Below are 15,759 nucleotides of genomic sequence, written 5' to 3' on the forward strand. Positions count from 1 at the left end.
TCGGAGTTCCGCGATGGACCGTCCACGACCCTTCCCCACCGTCGCCATCATCGGTCTCGGCACCATGGGCACCGGCATCGCCGAGGTCGTCGCCCGGGCCGGCCACGAAGTGATCGGCATCGAGATCGACGACGCGGCCGCGCACCGCGCCGTCGCCGCCCTGGAGGCCTCCACCGCCCGCGCCGTGCAGCGCGAGCGGATCACGGAGTCCGAACGCGGCGACATCCTGACCCGTTTCCGCACCTTCCCCGACCTGCAGGCGGCGGCCGACGCCGACCTGGTGATCGAGGTCGTCACCGAGCACTTCGAGATCAAGCGCGAGGTCCTCACGGCGCTCGACGCCATCGTGAAGCCCGGCGCCATCCTCGCGACCGGCACCAACGCGCTGTCGGTGACCCAGCTGGCCTCCCACACCTCCCGCCCGGACCGCGTCCTCGGCCTGCACTTCTTCGCCCCCGCCCCGGCCATGAAGCTGGTCGAGGTGGTCTCCACCGTGCTGACCTCCCCCGAGACCACGGACGCCGTGACCGGACTGGTCCGCTCGTTCGGCAAGGAGCCGGTGGCGGTCGGCGACCGCCCGGGCTTCATCGCCGACGGGCTGCTCTTCGGCTACCTCAACCAGGCCGCGGCCATGTACGAGGCGCGCTACGCCACCCGCGAGGACATCGACGCGGCGATGCGGCTGGGCTGCGGCCTGCCCATGGGCCCGCTCGCCCTGCTGGACCTGATCGGCATCGACACCGCCCAGACCGTCCTGGAGGCGATGTACGAGGCCTCGCGCGACCGGCTGCACGCCCCCGCGCCCATCCTGAAGCAGCTCACCGCCGCCGGCCTCAAGGGCCGCAAGGCCGGGCGCGGTTTCTACAGCTACGAGGCCCCCGGCAGCGCGACGGTCGTCGCGGACGCCGAGACGCCGGCCGCGGCCGGCGGCGCGAGCGGCGGGCGTCCCGTGCGCAGCGTGGGCGTCGCGGGCTCGGGCACGATGGCCACCGGCATCGCCGAGGTCTTCGCCAAGGCCGGGTACGAGGTCGTCCTGGCCGCACGCGGCCAGGAGAAGGCGGACAGGGCCGTCGCGGCGCTCGCCAAGTCGCTGGACCGCTCGGTCGCCAAGGGCCGGCTCAGCCAGGAGCAGCGTGACGCCGCCCTGGCGCGGGTGACCGCTGCGGGCTCGCTGGACGCCTTCGCCGACGTGGACCTGGCCGTCGAGGCGGTCGCCGAGGACCTGCCCGTCAAGCAGCAGCTCTTCGCGACCCTGGACAAGGTCTGCAAGCCGGACGCGGTGCTGGCCACGACGACGTCCTCGCTTCCCGTGGTGGCGGTCGCGACGGCGACCACGCGTCCGCGGGACGTCGTCGGCATGCACTTCTTCAACCCGGCCCCCGCCATGAAGCTGGTCGAGGTGGTCCGCACCGTGCTGACCGCCGAGGACGTGCACGCCACCGTCCACGAGGTCTGCGGCCGGATCGGGAAGCACCCCGTGGACTGCGGCGACCGGGCCGGCTTCATCGTCAACGCGCTGCTGTTCCCGTACCTCAACAACGCCGTGAAGATGGTCCAGGAGCACTACGCGACGGTCGAGGACATCGACTCGGCGATGAAGCTCGGCGGCGGCTACCCCATGGGGCCCTTCGAACTGCTCGACGTCGTCGGGCTGGACGTCTCGCTCGCGATCGAGCAGGTGCTGCACAGGGAGTTCCGCGACCCGGGCCTGGCGCCGGCGCCGCTGCTCGAGCACCTGGTGTCCGCGGGCTGCCTCGGCCGCAAGACGGGCCGCGGCTTCCGCGAGTATGCCCGCCGCTGATCACACGGGCGGCTGGGACGGCCGGGACGGTCCCGGCGGCTGGGGCGGCCTGCTGGGGCCGCCCCACCGCCTCCGGAAACCGGGCCCGGCCCACGCTTCCACGGGAATGCAGTACGTTCGCGGTATGCCCCAGCCCGTGAAGCCCGCCCGTGCGTCCTCCACCACCGCCCAGCGCCATCGTGTCCGCCAGGAACTGGCCGCCGCGGCGATGCACCTCTTCGCGAGCCAGGGGTACGAGGCGACCACGGTCGACGAGATCGCCGCGGCCGCCGGGGTCGCGCGGAGGACGTTCTTCCGGCACTTCCGCTCCAAGGAAGAGGCGATCTTCCCCGACCACGACGACACCCTGGTGCGCGTGGGGCAGGTGCTGGACTCGGCCGAACCGCACGAGCACCCGCTCGACACGGTGTGCCGCGGCATCACCGAGGTGCTGCGGATGTACGCGGAGGCTCCCGAGGTCTCGGTGGAGCGCTACCGGCTGACCCGCGAGATCCCCATCCTGCGGGAGCGCGAGATCGCCTCGGTGGCCCGCTACGAGCGGTTGTTCACCCGCTACCTGCTGGGCCACTTCGACGAGGGCGCCCACCACGACGGGGACGACGACCCCCTGCTGGCCGAGGTCGCCGCGTCCGCCGTCGTCGCCGCCCACAACCACGTGCTGCGGCGCTGGCTGCGCGCCGGCGGCAAGGGCGACGTCGAGTCGCAGCTCGACCACGCCTTCGAGGTGATCAAGCAGACCTTCGGCACCGGCATCGGCCGGCGCCCCTCCCCCACCCCGATCCTCGCCTCCGAGCAGGGCGAGGTCATCGTGGCCGTGGCCCGCACGGACGCCTCGCCGGCCGAGGTCATGCGGACGATCGAAAAAGCCCTGAAGGGCGCGTAGCCGCCCGTTCGCGCCCCCGGCGCCCTCCCGCGCCCCCGGCATCCCATTGGCGCCCCCAGGCCCTCTTGCCGGGGGCGCCTTCGCGTGTTGCTCAAACGTGAAGCCGTGGTGCCATCTGAGAAAAATTGTTGGCACGCAGTGTCTTGCAGGGTGGCACGCGGTGCCATACCGTGAGAGCAGTCCGGGCGGGCGGCGTGCTGGGATCCGTCGCACGCCGTCTGTCCCCGAGGCCCGGACGCCTGCGTCACAGGCATTCACAGCGCCACCACGCGCTCCCGCTCCATCCGTGCGACCGCCACGGACCGAAGCACCACCGCCGAACCGACGGCACCACCCTCAGCAACCCCCCGACGTTCCCTCAAGCGTCCCTACGTCGCGCTTCGCCGGAGGCATCACCGTGAAGGACATCCTCGACGCCATCATGGCGTCCGAAAGCACGGCCGCGGACTTCGCCGCGCTGCCGCTCCCCGAGTCGTACCGCGCCGTCACCGTCCACAAGGACGAGGCCGGCATGTTCGAGGGCGTGGACAGCCGCGCGAAGGACCCGCGCAAGTCGCTGCACCTGGAAGAGGTGCCCGTGCCCGAGCTCGGCCCGGGCGAGGCCCTGGTGGCCGTCATGGCCAGCTCGGTCAACTACAACTCGGTGTGGACCTCGATCTTCGAGCCGGTGTCCACCTTCGGTTTCCTGGAGCGCTACGGCAGGCTCTCCCCGCTGACCAAGCGCCACGACCTGCCGTACCACGTCATCGGCTCCGACCTGGCGGGCGTGGTGCTGCGCACCGGCCCCGGCGTGAACCTCTGGAAGCCGGGCGACGAGGTCGTCGCGCACTGCCTGTCCGTCGAACTGGAGTCCGCGGACGGCCACAACGACACGATGCTCGACCCCGAGCAGCGCATCTGGGGCTTCGAGACCAACTTCGGCGGCCTCGCCGAGATAGCCCTGGTCAAGTCCAACCAGCTGATGCCCAAGCCCAGGCACCTGAGCTGGGAGGAGGCCGCGGCCCCGGGCCTGGTGAACTCCACCGCCTACCGCCAGCTGGTCTCCCGCAACGGCGCCGGCATGAAGCAGGGCGACAACGTGCTGATCTGGGGCGCCAGCGGCGGCCTCGGCAGCTACGCCACCCAGTTCGCGCTGGCCGGCGGCGCCACCCCGATCTGCGTGGTGTCCTCGCCGCAGAAGGCGGAGATCTGCCGCCGCATGGGCGCCGAGGCCATCATCGACCGCACGGCCGAGGACTACCGGTTCTGGAAGGACGAGCACACCCAGGACCCGAAGGAGTGGAAGCGCTTCGGCAAGCGCATCCGCGAGCTGACCGACGGCGAGGACGTGGACATCGTCTTCGAGCATCCGGGCCGGGAGACCTTCGGCGCCTCGGTCTACGTCACCCGCAAGGGCGGCACGATCGTCACCTGCGCGTCGACCTCGGGCTACAACCACGAGTACGACAACCGCTACCTGTGGATGTCGCTCAAGCGCATCGTCGGCTCGCACTTCGCGAACTACCGCGAGGCCTGGGAAGCCAACCGGCTGATCGCCAAGGGCAGGATCCACCCCACGCTGTCGAAGACGTACCGCCTGGAGGACACCGGCCAGGCCGCCCACGACGTGCACCGCAACGTGCACCAGGGCAAGGTCGGCGTGCTGGCGCTCGCCCCCGAGGAGGGCCTCGGCGTCCGCGACGAGGAGCTGCGGGCCCGGCACATCGACGCCATCAACCGCTTCCGGAACGTCTGAGACCGGGAGGGACCATGAACCAGCGTCAGAAGGATCGTCCGTGGCTGATGCGGACGTACGCGGGGCACTCCACCGCCGAGGCGTCCAACGCCCTGTACCGGCGCAACCTCGCCAAGGGCCAGACGGGCCTGTCGGTCGCGTTCGACCTCCCGACGCAGACCGGGTACGACCCCGACCACGTCCTGGCCCGCGGCGAGGTGGGCCGGGTCGGGGTCCCGGTCGCCCACCTCGGCGACATGCGCCGGCTCTTCCAGGACATCCCCCTGGAGGAGATGAACACCTCCATGACCATCAACGCCAGCGCCATGTGGCTGCTCGCGCTCTACCAGGTGGTCGCCGAGGAGCAGGGCGCCGACGTCACCAGGCTCCAGGGGACGACGCAGAACGACATCGTCAAGGAGTACCTGTCGCGCGGGACGTACGTCTTCCCGCCCGGCCCTTCGCTCCGGCTGACGACCGACATGATCGCGTACACGGTCAACCACCTCCCCAAGTGGAACCCGATCAACATCTGCAGCTACCACCTGCAGGAGGCCGGGGCCACACCGGTGCAGGAGATCGCCTACGCGATGTCCACCGCGATCGCCGTCCTCGACGCGGTCCGCGACTCCGGCCAGGTGCCGCAGGAGCGGATGGGCGACGTCGTCGCGCGCATCTCCTTCTTCGTCAACGCGGGCGTCCGCTTCGTCGAGGAGATGTGCAAGATGCGGGCCTTCACCCGCATCTGGGACGGGATCACCCGTGACCGCTACGGCATCGAGGACCCCAAGCAGCGCCGCTTCCGGTACGGGGTGCAGGTCAACTCGCTCGGCCTGACGGAGGCGCAACCGGAGAACAACGTCCAGCGGATCGTGCTGGAGATGCTGGCCGTGACGCTCTCCAAGGACGCCCGGGCCCGCGCCGTGCAGCTGCCCGCCTGGAACGAGGCGCTGGGCCTGCCGCGCCCCTGGGACCAGCAGTGGTCCCTGCGCATCCAGCAGGTGCTGGCCCACGAGAGCGACCTGCTGGAGTACGGCGACATCTTCGACGGCAGCCACGTCGTCGAGGCGAAGGTCGGCGAACTCGTCGAGCGGTCCCTCGCCGAGATCGAGCACATCCAGGAGATGGGCGGCGCCATGGCCGCCGTGGAGTCCGGCTACCTGAAGTCGCAGCTGGTCTCCTCGCACGCCGAGCGCCGGTCGCGGATCGAGTCCGGCGAGGAGAAGATCATCGGCGTCAACTGCTACGAGGGCACCGAGCCCAGCCCCCTCACCTCCGACCTCGACGGCGCCATCATGACCGTCGACCCGGAGAACGAGGCGCGGGTCGTCGCCGCCCTCCACGACTGGCGCGACAACCGGGACGAGGTACGGGCGCAGCGGTCGCTGGAGGCCCTCAAGGCCGCGGCCGCCGGCACCGGCAACCTCATGGAGGCCACCGTGGAGTGCGCCCGGGCGGGCGTCACCACCGGCGAGTGGTCCTGGGCGCTGCGCGACGTGTTCGGCGAGTTCCGCGCCCCCACGGGCGTGAGCAGCGCCCCCGTCGCGGTCACCGCCGAGCCGGGCACCCCGATGGCCGAGGTCCGCCGCAAGGTGGCGCTGACCGCCCGGGAACTGGGCGCCGGGAAGCTGCGGCTGCTCGTGGGCAAGCCGGGGCTGGACGGTCACTCCAACGGCGCCGAGCAGATCGCCGTACGGGCGCGCGACGCGGGCTTCGAAGTGGTCTACCAGGGCATCCGGCTGACGCCGGAGCAGATCGTCTCGGCGGCGGTCGCCGAGGACGTCCACTGCGTGGGCCTGTCGATACTCTCCGGCTCGCACGCCGAGCTGGTGCCGGACGTGCTGGACCGGCTCCGCAGGGCGGGGGTGGACGACGTGCCGGTCATCGCCGGCGGCATCATCCCGCCGGCGGACGCCGCCAAGCTGGTCGAGTCCGGCGTCGCGGCCGTGTTCACGCCGAAGGACTTCGGGATCACCGAGATCATCGGCAGGATCGTGGACGAGATCCGCAGGGCCAACAAGCTGGACCCGCTGGAGGTCGCCGCATGACCCCCGCGGCGAACACCCGTACGAACACGTTCGACACACCGGAGGCGTAGCAGAGATGCAGTTCGGCCGTACGTATGAAGAGTTCGAGGTCGGCGCCGTCTACAAGCACTGGCCCGGGAAGACGGTCACCGAGTACGACGACCACCTCTTCTGCCTCCTGACCATGAACCACCACCCGCTCCACATGGACGCGAACTACGCCGAGCGGACCACCGACTTCGGGAAGAACGTGGTCGTGGGGAACTACGTCTACTCCCTGCTGCTCGGCATGTCGGTGCCGGACGTGTCCGGCAAGGCGATCGCCAACCTGGAGGTCGAGTCGCTCAAGCACGTGGCGCCGACCTTCCACGGCGACACCATCTACGGCGAGACGACCGTGCTGGACAAGTGGCCGTCGAAGTCGAAGGACGACCGCGGGATCGTCCAGGTGGAGACCAAGGGCTACAAGCAGGACGGCACCCTGGTGTGCGTCTTCCGCCGCAAGGTGATGGTCCCCACCGCCACCTACGTCAAGGAGCGCGGCGGCGAGCAGCCCGGCCGCCCGCCCGTCTCCCCCCACCACCCTCAATCGGCGCCCCTGCGGGGCGATACCCCTGGCCCCGAGCTGAACGCCTAGGAGACAGCAGACATGAGCCGCCTCGCGCAGACCGACGGGCTGACCGACGTCCAGCAGGAGATCCTCTCCACCGTCCGCAGCTTCGTCGACAAGGAGATCATCCCGGTCGCCAACGAGCTGGAGCACAAGGACGAGTACCCGACCGACATCGTCGAGGGCCTCAAGGAACTCGGCATCTTCGGGCTGATGATCCCCGAGGAGTACGGCGGCCTCGGCGAGTCCCTGCTCACGTACGCCCTGACGGTCGAGGAGATCGCCCGCGGCTGGATGAGCGTGTCGGGCATCATCAACACGCACTTCATCGTCGCCTACATGCTCAAGCAGCACGGCACCCAGGAGCAGAAGGACCACTTCCTGCCCCGGATGGCCACCGGCGAGGTACGCGGCGCCTTCTCGATGTCCGAGCCGGGCCTGGGCTCCGACGTCTCCGCGATCCGCACCAAGGCGGTCCGGGACGGCGACGACTACGTCATCAACGGCCAGAAGATGTGGCTGACCAACGGCGGCACGTCCAACCTCGTCGCGGTGCTGTGCCGGACCGACGAGGGTCAGCCGGAGGGCGCGGCCCCGCACAAGTCCATGACGACCTTCCTCATCGAGAAGGAGCCCGGCTTCGGCCCGAACCCGAAGGTGAAGGGCCTCACCGTGCCCGGCAAGATCGAGAAGATGGGGTACAAGGGCGTCGACACGACCGAACTCATCCTCGAAGATGTGAAGATTCCGTCAAATCGCGTCCTGGGCGGTCAGAGCGGCCGCGGTTTTTACCAAATGATGGACGGCGTCGAGGTCGGCCGGGTCAACGTGGCCGCCCGGGGCTGCGGTGTCGCACAGCGGGCCTTCGAACTGGGGATCGCGTACGCCCAGCAGCGGCAGACCTTCGGCAAGCCGATCGCGCAGCACCAGGCGATCCAGTTCAAGCTCTCCGAGATGGCCACCAAGGTCGAGGCGGCCCACGCGCTGATGGTGAACGCGGCCCGCAAGAAGGATTCCGGCCAGCGCAACGACCTCGAGGCCGGCATGGCGAAGTACCTGGCCTCGGAGTACTGCAAGGAGGTCGTGGAGGACTCCTTCCGCATCCACGGCGGCTACGGCTTCTCCAAGGAGTACGAGATCGAGCGCCTGTACCGCGAGGCACCCATGCTGCTCATCGGCGAGGGCACCGCCGAGATCCAGAAAATGATCATTGGTCGCCGGCTGCTCGAGGAGTACCGGATCCAGGGGTGAATGTCTGGGTTGTGACACTTTGTGCGAGCCAAAGGTCACACCCAGTCATCAAATACCGGCCACTGACTCGACTGCTGGCTTGCCCAGTTGCCGGTGACTCCCGATACCATTCACGGAAAGCCGCCGTCCCCAGCACCATCTTTGCGGCACCCTCCGCTACGAAGGTCTTCCATGCCCCACAGCCATTCCTCTGCACAACGCGACAGCCGGGCCGGCGTACGCCTCGCGCGCGGAGCGTCGCCGTGGCTCCTCCCGACCGTGGCCACCGCGGCGGTCAGTCTGGTCCGCGCCCGCCGCTCCGGGCGCTGGGCGGCCGTGGCCGTCCCCACCACCGCCCTCGCGGCGGGCATGCTGTGGTTCTTCCGCGACCCCGAGCGCGAGATCGCCCAGGGCCGCGTCATCTCGCCGGCCGACGGCGTGGTGCAGAGCATCATGCCGTGGAAGGACGGGCGCACCCGCGTCGCGATCTTCATGAGCCCGCTGAACGTCCACGTGAACCGCGCGCCGCTGGCCGGCACGGTCACGTCCGTGGAGCACGTCCCCGGTGGATTCGTTCCGGCGTTCAACAAGGAGAGCGAGAACAACGAGCGCGTCGTCTGGCACTTCGACACCGAGCTCGGCGACATCGAGATGGTGCAGATCGCCGGAGCCGTGGCGCGCCGCATCGTTCCCTACGTGCCGCAGGGCACCAAGGTGGAGCAGGGCGAGCGCATCGGTCTGATCCGCTTCGGCTCCCGTGTGGACATCTACCTGCCGGAGGGCGTCGAGCCCGCCGTCGAGGTCGGCCAGACCACCGTGGCTGGGGTGACGCGCCTTGACCGTGATTGATCCCGACACCCAGGCACCGTGGGTCGCCTCGGTGGACGAGGACGACGACGATGACATGCCGCTGTCGACGCGCCTGTCGATAGCGGACGGCCTGACCCTCGGCAACGCGATCTGCGGGTTCATGGCGGTGTACTTCACCACCACCGGGGTGCTCGTCCCGCACCTGATGGGCAACACCGACGGCGGCATGACGCGGCACAGCGCCGCCACGGCCGTGCTGCTGATGCTCATGGCCTCGGTCTTCGACCTCTTCGACGGGCTGGTGGCGCGCAAGCTGCGCAGCTCGGCGATGGGTGCGGAGCTGGACAACCTCTCCGACCTGATCAGCTTCGGCCTGGCCCCCGCCTACTTCGTGGTCGTCTGGGGCCTGATCTCGGACGACGCCTACGGCAAGCTGTCGGCCGTGGCGGCGGTCGTGGTGCTGCTGGCGGTCGTCCTGCGCCTGGCCCGCTTCTCCTGCACGACGGTGCGGGAGGGGATCTTCCAGGGCATGCCGAGCCCCTTCGGGGCCATGACGGTCATCTCGGTCGTGCTGCTGGAGCTTCCCTTCATCCCGACGGTGCTGGCCATCGTCGGTGTGGCGTGGCTGATGGTCAGCCGGGTCGAGTACCCGAAGCCGCGTGGCCGGCTCGCGACGATCACGCTCGCCTGGATCGTGCTGAGCATGGGCTGCCTGGTCTGCTGGGCGTTCGCCGTCCCCGGCGGTGACGTGTTGCTGCAGACGGGCGCGGCCCTGCAGATCTGCGCCGCGGCGGTGATCCCGCTGTTCGCGACGACCCGCCGGGTCAACACGATCCGCAACAACCGCCGTGAGGCGCGTACGGCGCAGCTTCCGTAGCCGTACCAGGTACGTGCCAGGGGCCCCGAGCCGGGAAGGCTCGGGGCCCCTGGCGTTCGCCGGGTCAGGCCGGGAGGTCGCGCGCGATGTCCTCGGCGAGGCGTTCCAGCAGCGGCCCGGCCTCGGCCATGCAGCGCGCCGGGTCCGGCTCGAGGTCGGTCAGGGCGTACGCCCGCCGGATGCCGGCCGCGCCCAGGGCTTCCCCGGACAGCGTGAGACGGCCGCAGACGGCGACCACGTCCACGTCCCGGGCGCGGGCGGCGGCGGCCACACCGGCCGGGGCCTTGCCGTGCAGGGTCTGCTCGTCCAGCGAACCCTCACCGGTGATCACCAGGTCGGCCCGCTCCAGGGCCGCCGCGAAGCCGAGCATGTCCAGGAGCACCTGGACGCCGGGCCGGAAGGAGGCGCGCAGCCCCACCAGCGCGCCGAAGCCGACCCCGCCGGCCGCACCCGCGCCCGGGGCCTCGGCGGCCGCACCGGCCCCCAGCACCTCCGCGTAGTGGGCCAGGGCCGCGTCCAGCGTCGCGACGTCCTCCGGTGTGGCGCCCTTCTGGGGGCCGTAGACGGCGGCCGCGCCCTTGGGGCCGAGCAGCGGGTTGTCGACGTCGCTGGCGAGGACGACCTCGGTCGCGGCGAGCCGGGGGTCGAGCCCGGACAGGTCCGCCGAGGCCAGCCCGGCGAGCGCCGCACCACCCGGGCCGACCGGTTCGCCGCGGCCGTCCAGCAGGCGGGCGCCGAGCGCGACGAGCATGCCCGCGCCACCGTCGTTGGTCGCGCTGCCGCCGACGCCGAGCACGATGGACCGGGCCCCCGCGTCGAGCGCCGCCCCCAGCAGTTCACCGGTACCGCGCGTGGTCGCCGTCAGCGGAGCGAAGACCTCCGGCGGCAGGTGCCGGAGCCCCGAGGCCTCGGCCATCTCCACCACGGCGGTGCCCCCGCGCAGCGCGTACGCGGCGGTGACCGTCTCCCCCAGCGGGCCGGTGACCTCCACCAGCCTCCGTTCGAAGCCCGCGGCGACGGCGGCGTCCACCGTGCCGTCCCCGCCGTCGGCCACCGGCACGGACTCGACGACGAGACCGGGGACGGCCCGCCGCAGTCCCGACCCGAGCCGCTCCGCCACCTCGACGGCGGTGAGCGAACCCTTGAACTTGTCCGCTGCTATGAGCACCCGCACTGGCCGTGCGTCCGTCACTTTGATCTCCCTTTCGGCAGGTCGCGCCGCTTGGACCCTATCCCGGGGCGCGGGGCGGTACACCGGAGGCATGGCCTTCTCCGCCCTCTCCCTCGACGACCGCGTCCTCGGCGGCTGGCTCGGCCGGATCGCCGGCAACATGCTCGGCAAGCCCGTCGAACGCGGCGACCACTGGACGCGTGACCGGATCGACCGCTACCTGCGCCGTGCCGGGGCGCTGCCGCTGACCGACTACATCCCGGCGCTGGACCCGCCGCCTGACCCGGCCGAGTTCGCGCTGCGCCCGGAGTGGCCGCAGTGCACCCGCGGCAACATCCACGGCAGCGCGCGGGACGACGACGTGGACTACGCGATCCTCGGACTCGACCTGCTGGAGACCTACGGCCCGGAGTTCACCACCGAGCAGGTCGGCGAGCTGTGGCTGCTGCGCCTCCCCTACCTGCAGACCTTCACCGCCGAGCGGGCGGCGTACCGCAACCTCGCCAAGGGACTGAGGCCGCCGCTGACGGCCACGGCCGACAACCCGTACCAGGAGTGGATCGGGGCGCTGATCCGCGCCGACGTGTACGGCTGGACCTCTCCCGGCGACCCCCGGCGGGCCGCCTCCCTGGCCCGCCGGGACGCGGTGCTGTCCCACACGGGCAACGGGGTGTACGGGGCGATGTGGGCGGCGGCGCTGATCGCGGCGGCGTTCACGGCGCCCGGCGCGCGGGCCGCGCTGGAGTCGGCGCTGCAGCACGTGCCGCCGGGCTGCCGGCTGGCCCGCACGGTGCGCCGGACCATGGCGCTGCACGAGGCGGGGCTGGACTGGGCGAGCACCATGGCGGAGCTGGACGAGGAGAACCGCGGACTGCACTGGATCCACACCGTCCCCAACGCCGCGCTCGTCACCGCCGGGCTGCTCTACGGCGCGGGCGACTTCACCGCCACGATCGCGCTGACCGTACGCGGCGGCCTGGACACCGACTCCGGTGGGGCGACGGCGGGTTCGGTCGCCGGGGTGCTCTGCGGCGCGTCCGCGATCCCGCCGCAGTGGACCGGGCCGCTGGAGGACCGGGTGCGCAGCGCGGTGTTCGGCTTCGACGGGGCGGCGATCAGCGAGCTGGCCCGCCGCACCGTTCTCCTGGTGCCGTAGGGTCCCGCCTGTGCGATACATCGTGGTGGGAGCGGGCGCGGTCGGCGCGACGATCGGCGGCCGGCTGTACGGGAGCGGGCACGAGGTCGTCCTGGTCGCGCGGGGAGCGCACCTGGAGGCGCTGCGCGAGCGCGGGCTGACCCTGCGGACGCCGGACGGGACGATGACGCTGCCCGTCCCGGTGGCCGGCGGCCCGGAGGAGCTGACGCTCCGCGAGGACGACGTGCTGGTGCTGGCGGTGAAGACGCAGGACACGCAGGCGGCCCTCGACGCCTGGGCCCCGGTGGCGGACCGTCTGCCGCTGGTCTGCGCCCAGAACGGCGTCGCCAACGAACGCATGGCCCTGCGCCGCTTCCGCGACGTGTACGGGATGTGCGTGTGGCTGCCGTCGACCCACCTGGAGCCCGGTGAGGTCGTCGCCCCGTGCGGGCCGCTGACCGGCATCCTCCACCTGGGCCGCTACCCGCACGGAACGGACGACCTCGCCCGGGCCGTCTCCGCGGAACTGGAGAAGTCCTCCTTCGCCGCCCCGGTCGTGCCCGACGTGATGCGCTGGAAGTACGCCAAGCTGCTGTCGAACCTGGGCAACGCCGTCGAGGCGCTGTGCGGCGGCGTGGACGACACGGCGGCCGCGCTCCTGGAGCGGGCCCGGGCCGAGGGCGCGGCGGTGCTCGACGCCGCCGGCATCCCGTACGCGGGCGTGGAGGAGCAGGCGACGGTCCGCGGGGACCGGGTGAGCCTGCGGCCGGTCGAACGCTTCGCCCGGGGCGGCGGCTCGTCCTGGCAGAGCCTGACCCGGGGCACCGGCAGCGTCGAGGCGGACTGGCTCAACGGCGAGATCGTGCTGCTGGGGCGGCTCCACGGGATACCCGTGCCGGTCAACGAGACGCTGCGGCGGCTCGCGAACGGAGCGGCGCGCGACCGTCGCGCCCCCGGAAGCCTGGAGGCGGCGCAGGTGGCCGCCGCCGTCGAGGGCCGCGAACCCGTAGGTTGGGGCCCGTGACGACCACCGAATTCTCCGCGTACATCGACAGCCTGCCGAAGATCCTCGCCGGGGCCAGCACGCTCTTCCGCGACGCCGAGGGCCGCATCCTGATCGCCGAGACCACCTACCGCGAGGACGGCAAGTGGGTGCTGCCCGGCGGCACCATCGAGTCGGCCGACGGGGAGACGCCCCGCGAGGCGGCACGCCGGGAGACCCTGGAGGAGGTCGGGCTCGACGTCGAACCGGGCGCCCTCCTCACCGTGGACTGGGTGCAGGGGCCGTCCGGACGGCCGCCGCTCGCCTCGTACATGTACGACGGCGGGGTGCTCGACGAGGCCGCGCTGGGCGCGATCGTTCTGCAGGAGGAGGAGTTGTCCGCCTGGCGCATGGCGACGCCCGAGGAGGCCGAGGAGTACCTCTCCGCCGGCCTGTACCGCCGCGTCCGCGCCGCCCTGGCGGCGCTGGAGGACGGCGCGTTCCCCGTCGAGCTGGTCAACGGGCGTCCCCCGGCGTAGTACCGCGTCCCGCCCGGGCGGGCGGGCGGCGTACGCCGAGCGTCGGGTCCCGAGCCCGGCCGCCCGGCCCGCGGCCCCGACGCCGCGTGGACGACGCCTGACCGGCCCGCCCGCCGCTGACCGCCCCCGGCGGGCCGGTCAGCGGCCCACCGCGTAGCCCTGCATCCCGCGCGGGTTCGCCGCGGAGGACAGCACGCCGGTCTCCGGGTCGCGGGCCACGGCGCACAGTCGGCCCTCGGACCAGGGGGCGCCGACGGTCACGTCGTGGCCGCGCCCGCGGAGCCCGGCGATGACGGACTCCTCGAAGCGGCTCTCCACGGTGAGGCTGCCCGGGCGCATCTCCCGGGGGTGGAAGGAGCTCGGGAAGCTGTCGTTGTGCCAGTTGGGCGCGTCGATGGCGCCCTGGAGGTCGAGACCGCCCCGGACGGGGGCGCGCAGGGCGACGCCCAGGAAGAAGTGCAGCGACCACTGGTCCTGCTGGTCGCCGCCGGGGGTGCCGAAGGCCATCACCGGCACCCCGTCGCGCAGCGCGAGCGAGGGGGTGAGCGTGGTGCGCGGACGGCGGCCCGGGGTGAGGGAGTTGGGTAGTCCGGGCTCCAGCCAGGTCATCTGCAGGCGGGTGCCGAGCGGGAAGCCGAGCCCAGGGACGACCGGGTTGGACTGGAGCCAGCCGCCGCTGGGGGTGGCGGCGACCATGTTGCCCCAGCGGTCGACGACGTCGAGGTGGCAGGTGTCGCCGCGGGTCGCGCCGTTCTGGGCGACGGTCGGCTCCCCGACCCCCATGGCGTCGAAGTCCGGTGCCGCCGCCGGGTCGTGGAGCGGGAAGCGGGGAAGCCGCGGCGTGCGGCCACCGGGGCTGCCGGGGCGCAGCTCGTGGGAGGCCTTGGCGCGGTCGACCAGGGCGCGCCGCGCGTCGTTGTAGGCGGGGGACAGCAGTTCCGCGAGGGGGACGTCGTCCTCGGCGTCGCCGTACCAGGCCTCGCGGTCGGCCATCGCGAGCTTCGTGCCCTCGACCAGGGTGTGCACGTAGTCGGCGGTGCCGTACTCCAGGTCGGCGGAGTCCGGCGGCAGCAGGGCCAGTTGCTGCAGGAAGGCCGGGCCCTGGCTCCAGGGTCCCGCCTTGCAGACCGTCCAGCCGTTCCAGTCGAGGGTGACCGGGTCCTCGTGGCGCGCCTCGTACGCGACGAGGTCGTCCCCGGTCAGGGTGGAGGCGTGCCGCTCGCCGGTGGTGTCCATCGCGGGACGGGCGGCGAAGGCCGCCAGGGCCTCGCCGATGAAGCCCTCGCGCCACACCCTGCGGGCCGCCTCGATCTGCGCCTCCCGGCCGCTGCCGGCGGCCTCCGCCTCGCGCAGCAGCCGCCGCCAGGTGGCGGCGAGAGCGGGGTTGCGCAGCAGGGCCCCGGCCCGGGGCGGACGTCCGCCGGCCAGGTACAGCTCGGCCGAGGTGGTCCACTCCGTCTCGAAGAGGGCCTGGACGGAGCCGACCGTGGCGCCGACCGCCTCGACCGCGGGGTGGCCCTGCTCGGCGTAGCCGATGGCGTAGGAGAGGACGTCCGCGAGCGGTTTGGTGCCGTGGTCGCGCAGCAGCACCATCCACGCGTCGAAGGCGCCGGGCACGGCGGCCGCGAGCGGACCGGTGCCGGGGACGAACTCCAGGCCCAGCGCGCGGTAGTGGTCGACGCTCGCCCCGGCGGGGGCGGGGCCCTGGCCGCAGAGCACGCGCACCGGACCGCCGGCGGGCGCGACGATGATCGGGACCTCTCCCGCGGGGCCGTTGAGGTGCGGCTCCACCACGTACAGGACGAACCCGGCGGCCACCGCCGCGTCGTAGGCGTTGCCGCCGCTCTCCAGCACGGCCATCGCCGACTGCGAGGCGAGCCAGTGCGTGGAGGAGACCATTCCGTAGGTGCCCTGAAGGGTGGGGCGGGTCGTGAACAATGCAGTGCTCCTCGCGCCGGGGGTGCTCCTACACTCGCACGG

Annotated in this window: 13 protein-coding genes; 11 read left to right on the forward strand and 2 right to left on the reverse strand. The window is 72.1% G+C overall.

The genetic code is table 11. From position 1 onward, the window contains the following. Positions 1 to 13 precede the first annotated feature (13 nt). The 8 genes from ACZ7MY_RS12690 (at position 14) to pssA (ending at position 9,952) form a co-directional block, all read left to right on the forward strand. On the forward strand, positions 14 to 1,801 hold the full coding sequence (locus ACZ7MY_RS12690) for a 3-hydroxyacyl-CoA dehydrogenase family protein (protein WP_499601394.1): 1,788 nt from the start codon (positions 14 to 16) through the stop codon (positions 1,799 to 1,801). Between the two features lie 124 nt (positions 1,802 to 1,925). Beyond that, positions 1,926 to 2,684: a TetR/AcrR family transcriptional regulator gene (locus ACZ7MY_RS12695; protein WP_499601396.1), complete on the forward strand. Its 759-nt coding sequence runs from the start codon at positions 1,926 to 1,928 to the stop codon at positions 2,682 to 2,684. Between the two features lie 397 nt (positions 2,685 to 3,081). After that, entirely contained in the window at positions 3,082 to 4,419 is a 1,338-nt protein-coding gene (gene ccrA, locus ACZ7MY_RS12700; RefSeq protein ID WP_499601397.1) for a crotonyl-CoA carboxylase/reductase, read from the forward strand. A gap of 14 nt (positions 4,420 to 4,433) precedes the next feature. Next, positions 4,434 to 6,446 carry a protein meaA gene (locus ACZ7MY_RS12705; RefSeq protein ID WP_499601398.1) on the forward strand — a complete coding sequence of 671 codons (2,013 nt, stop codon included), beginning with the start codon at positions 4,434 to 4,436 and terminating at the stop codon, positions 6,444 to 6,446. A 55-nt stretch (positions 6,447 to 6,501) separates the two neighbouring features. Further along, positions 6,502 to 7,062, forward strand: a complete 561-nt coding sequence (locus tag ACZ7MY_RS12710) for a MaoC family dehydratase (RefSeq protein ID WP_499601399.1) — start codon at positions 6,502 to 6,504, stop codon at positions 7,060 to 7,062. Between the two features lie 12 nt (positions 7,063 to 7,074). Next, positions 7,075 to 8,286 carry an acyl-CoA dehydrogenase family protein gene (locus ACZ7MY_RS12715; RefSeq protein WP_499601400.1) on the forward strand — a complete coding sequence of 404 codons (1,212 nt, stop codon included), beginning with the start codon at positions 7,075 to 7,077 and terminating at the stop codon, positions 8,284 to 8,286. A gap of 171 nt (positions 8,287 to 8,457) precedes the next feature. Then, on the forward strand, positions 8,458 to 9,114 hold the full coding sequence (locus tag ACZ7MY_RS12720; RefSeq protein WP_499601401.1) for a phosphatidylserine decarboxylase: 657 nt from the start codon (positions 8,458 to 8,460) through the stop codon (positions 9,112 to 9,114). After that, a complete protein-coding gene (gene pssA / locus ACZ7MY_RS12725; protein ID WP_499601402.1) occupies positions 9,101 to 9,952 on the forward strand; it encodes a CDP-diacylglycerol--serine O-phosphatidyltransferase in 852 nt (283 codons plus the stop codon). The genes ACZ7MY_RS12720 and pssA overlap by 14 nt, the downstream gene beginning before the upstream one ends. A gap of 64 nt (positions 9,953 to 10,016) precedes the next feature. On the opposite strand, the gene ACZ7MY_RS12730 is transcribed toward pssA, so the two are convergent. Then, complete coding sequence (locus ACZ7MY_RS12730) at positions 10,017 to 11,120, reverse strand: glycerate kinase (RefSeq protein ID WP_499601989.1); 1,104 nt, start codon at positions 11,118 to 11,120, stop codon at positions 10,017 to 10,019. Between the two features lie 94 nt (positions 11,121 to 11,214). Here ACZ7MY_RS12730 and ACZ7MY_RS12735 point away from each other — a divergent pair, with 94 nt between their 5' ends. From ACZ7MY_RS12735 to ACZ7MY_RS12745, 3 genes are read left to right on the forward strand one after another with little or no spacing between them, the layout of a single operon-like run. After that, the gene (locus ACZ7MY_RS12735; protein ID WP_499601403.1) at positions 11,215 to 12,279 is read left to right on the forward strand and encodes an ADP-ribosylglycohydrolase family protein; all 1,065 of its coding nucleotides are present in this window, start codon (positions 11,215 to 11,217) and stop codon (positions 12,277 to 12,279) included. 10 nt (positions 12,280 to 12,289) lie between these two features. Then, positions 12,290 to 13,282 (forward strand): ketopantoate reductase family protein, encoded by a 993-nt coding sequence (locus ACZ7MY_RS12740; protein WP_499601404.1) that lies wholly within the window; start codon positions 12,290 to 12,292, stop codon positions 13,280 to 13,282. Next, complete coding sequence (locus tag ACZ7MY_RS12745; protein ID WP_499601405.1) at positions 13,279 to 13,779, forward strand: NUDIX domain-containing protein; 501 nt, start codon at positions 13,279 to 13,281, stop codon at positions 13,777 to 13,779. Before ACZ7MY_RS12740 ends, ACZ7MY_RS12745 begins: the two co-directional genes overlap by 4 nt. Positions 13,780 to 13,917: 138 nt before the next feature. Here ACZ7MY_RS12745 and ACZ7MY_RS12750 read toward each other — a convergent pair whose 3' ends face one another. Next, positions 13,918 to 15,717, reverse strand: coding sequence for a gamma-glutamyltransferase family protein (locus ACZ7MY_RS12750; RefSeq protein ID WP_499601406.1), 1,800 nt, complete (start codon positions 15,715 to 15,717; stop codon positions 13,918 to 13,920). Positions 15,718 to 15,759 lie beyond the last annotated feature (42 nt).

The organism is Streptomyces sp. NPDC111520 (assembly GCF_055635295.1).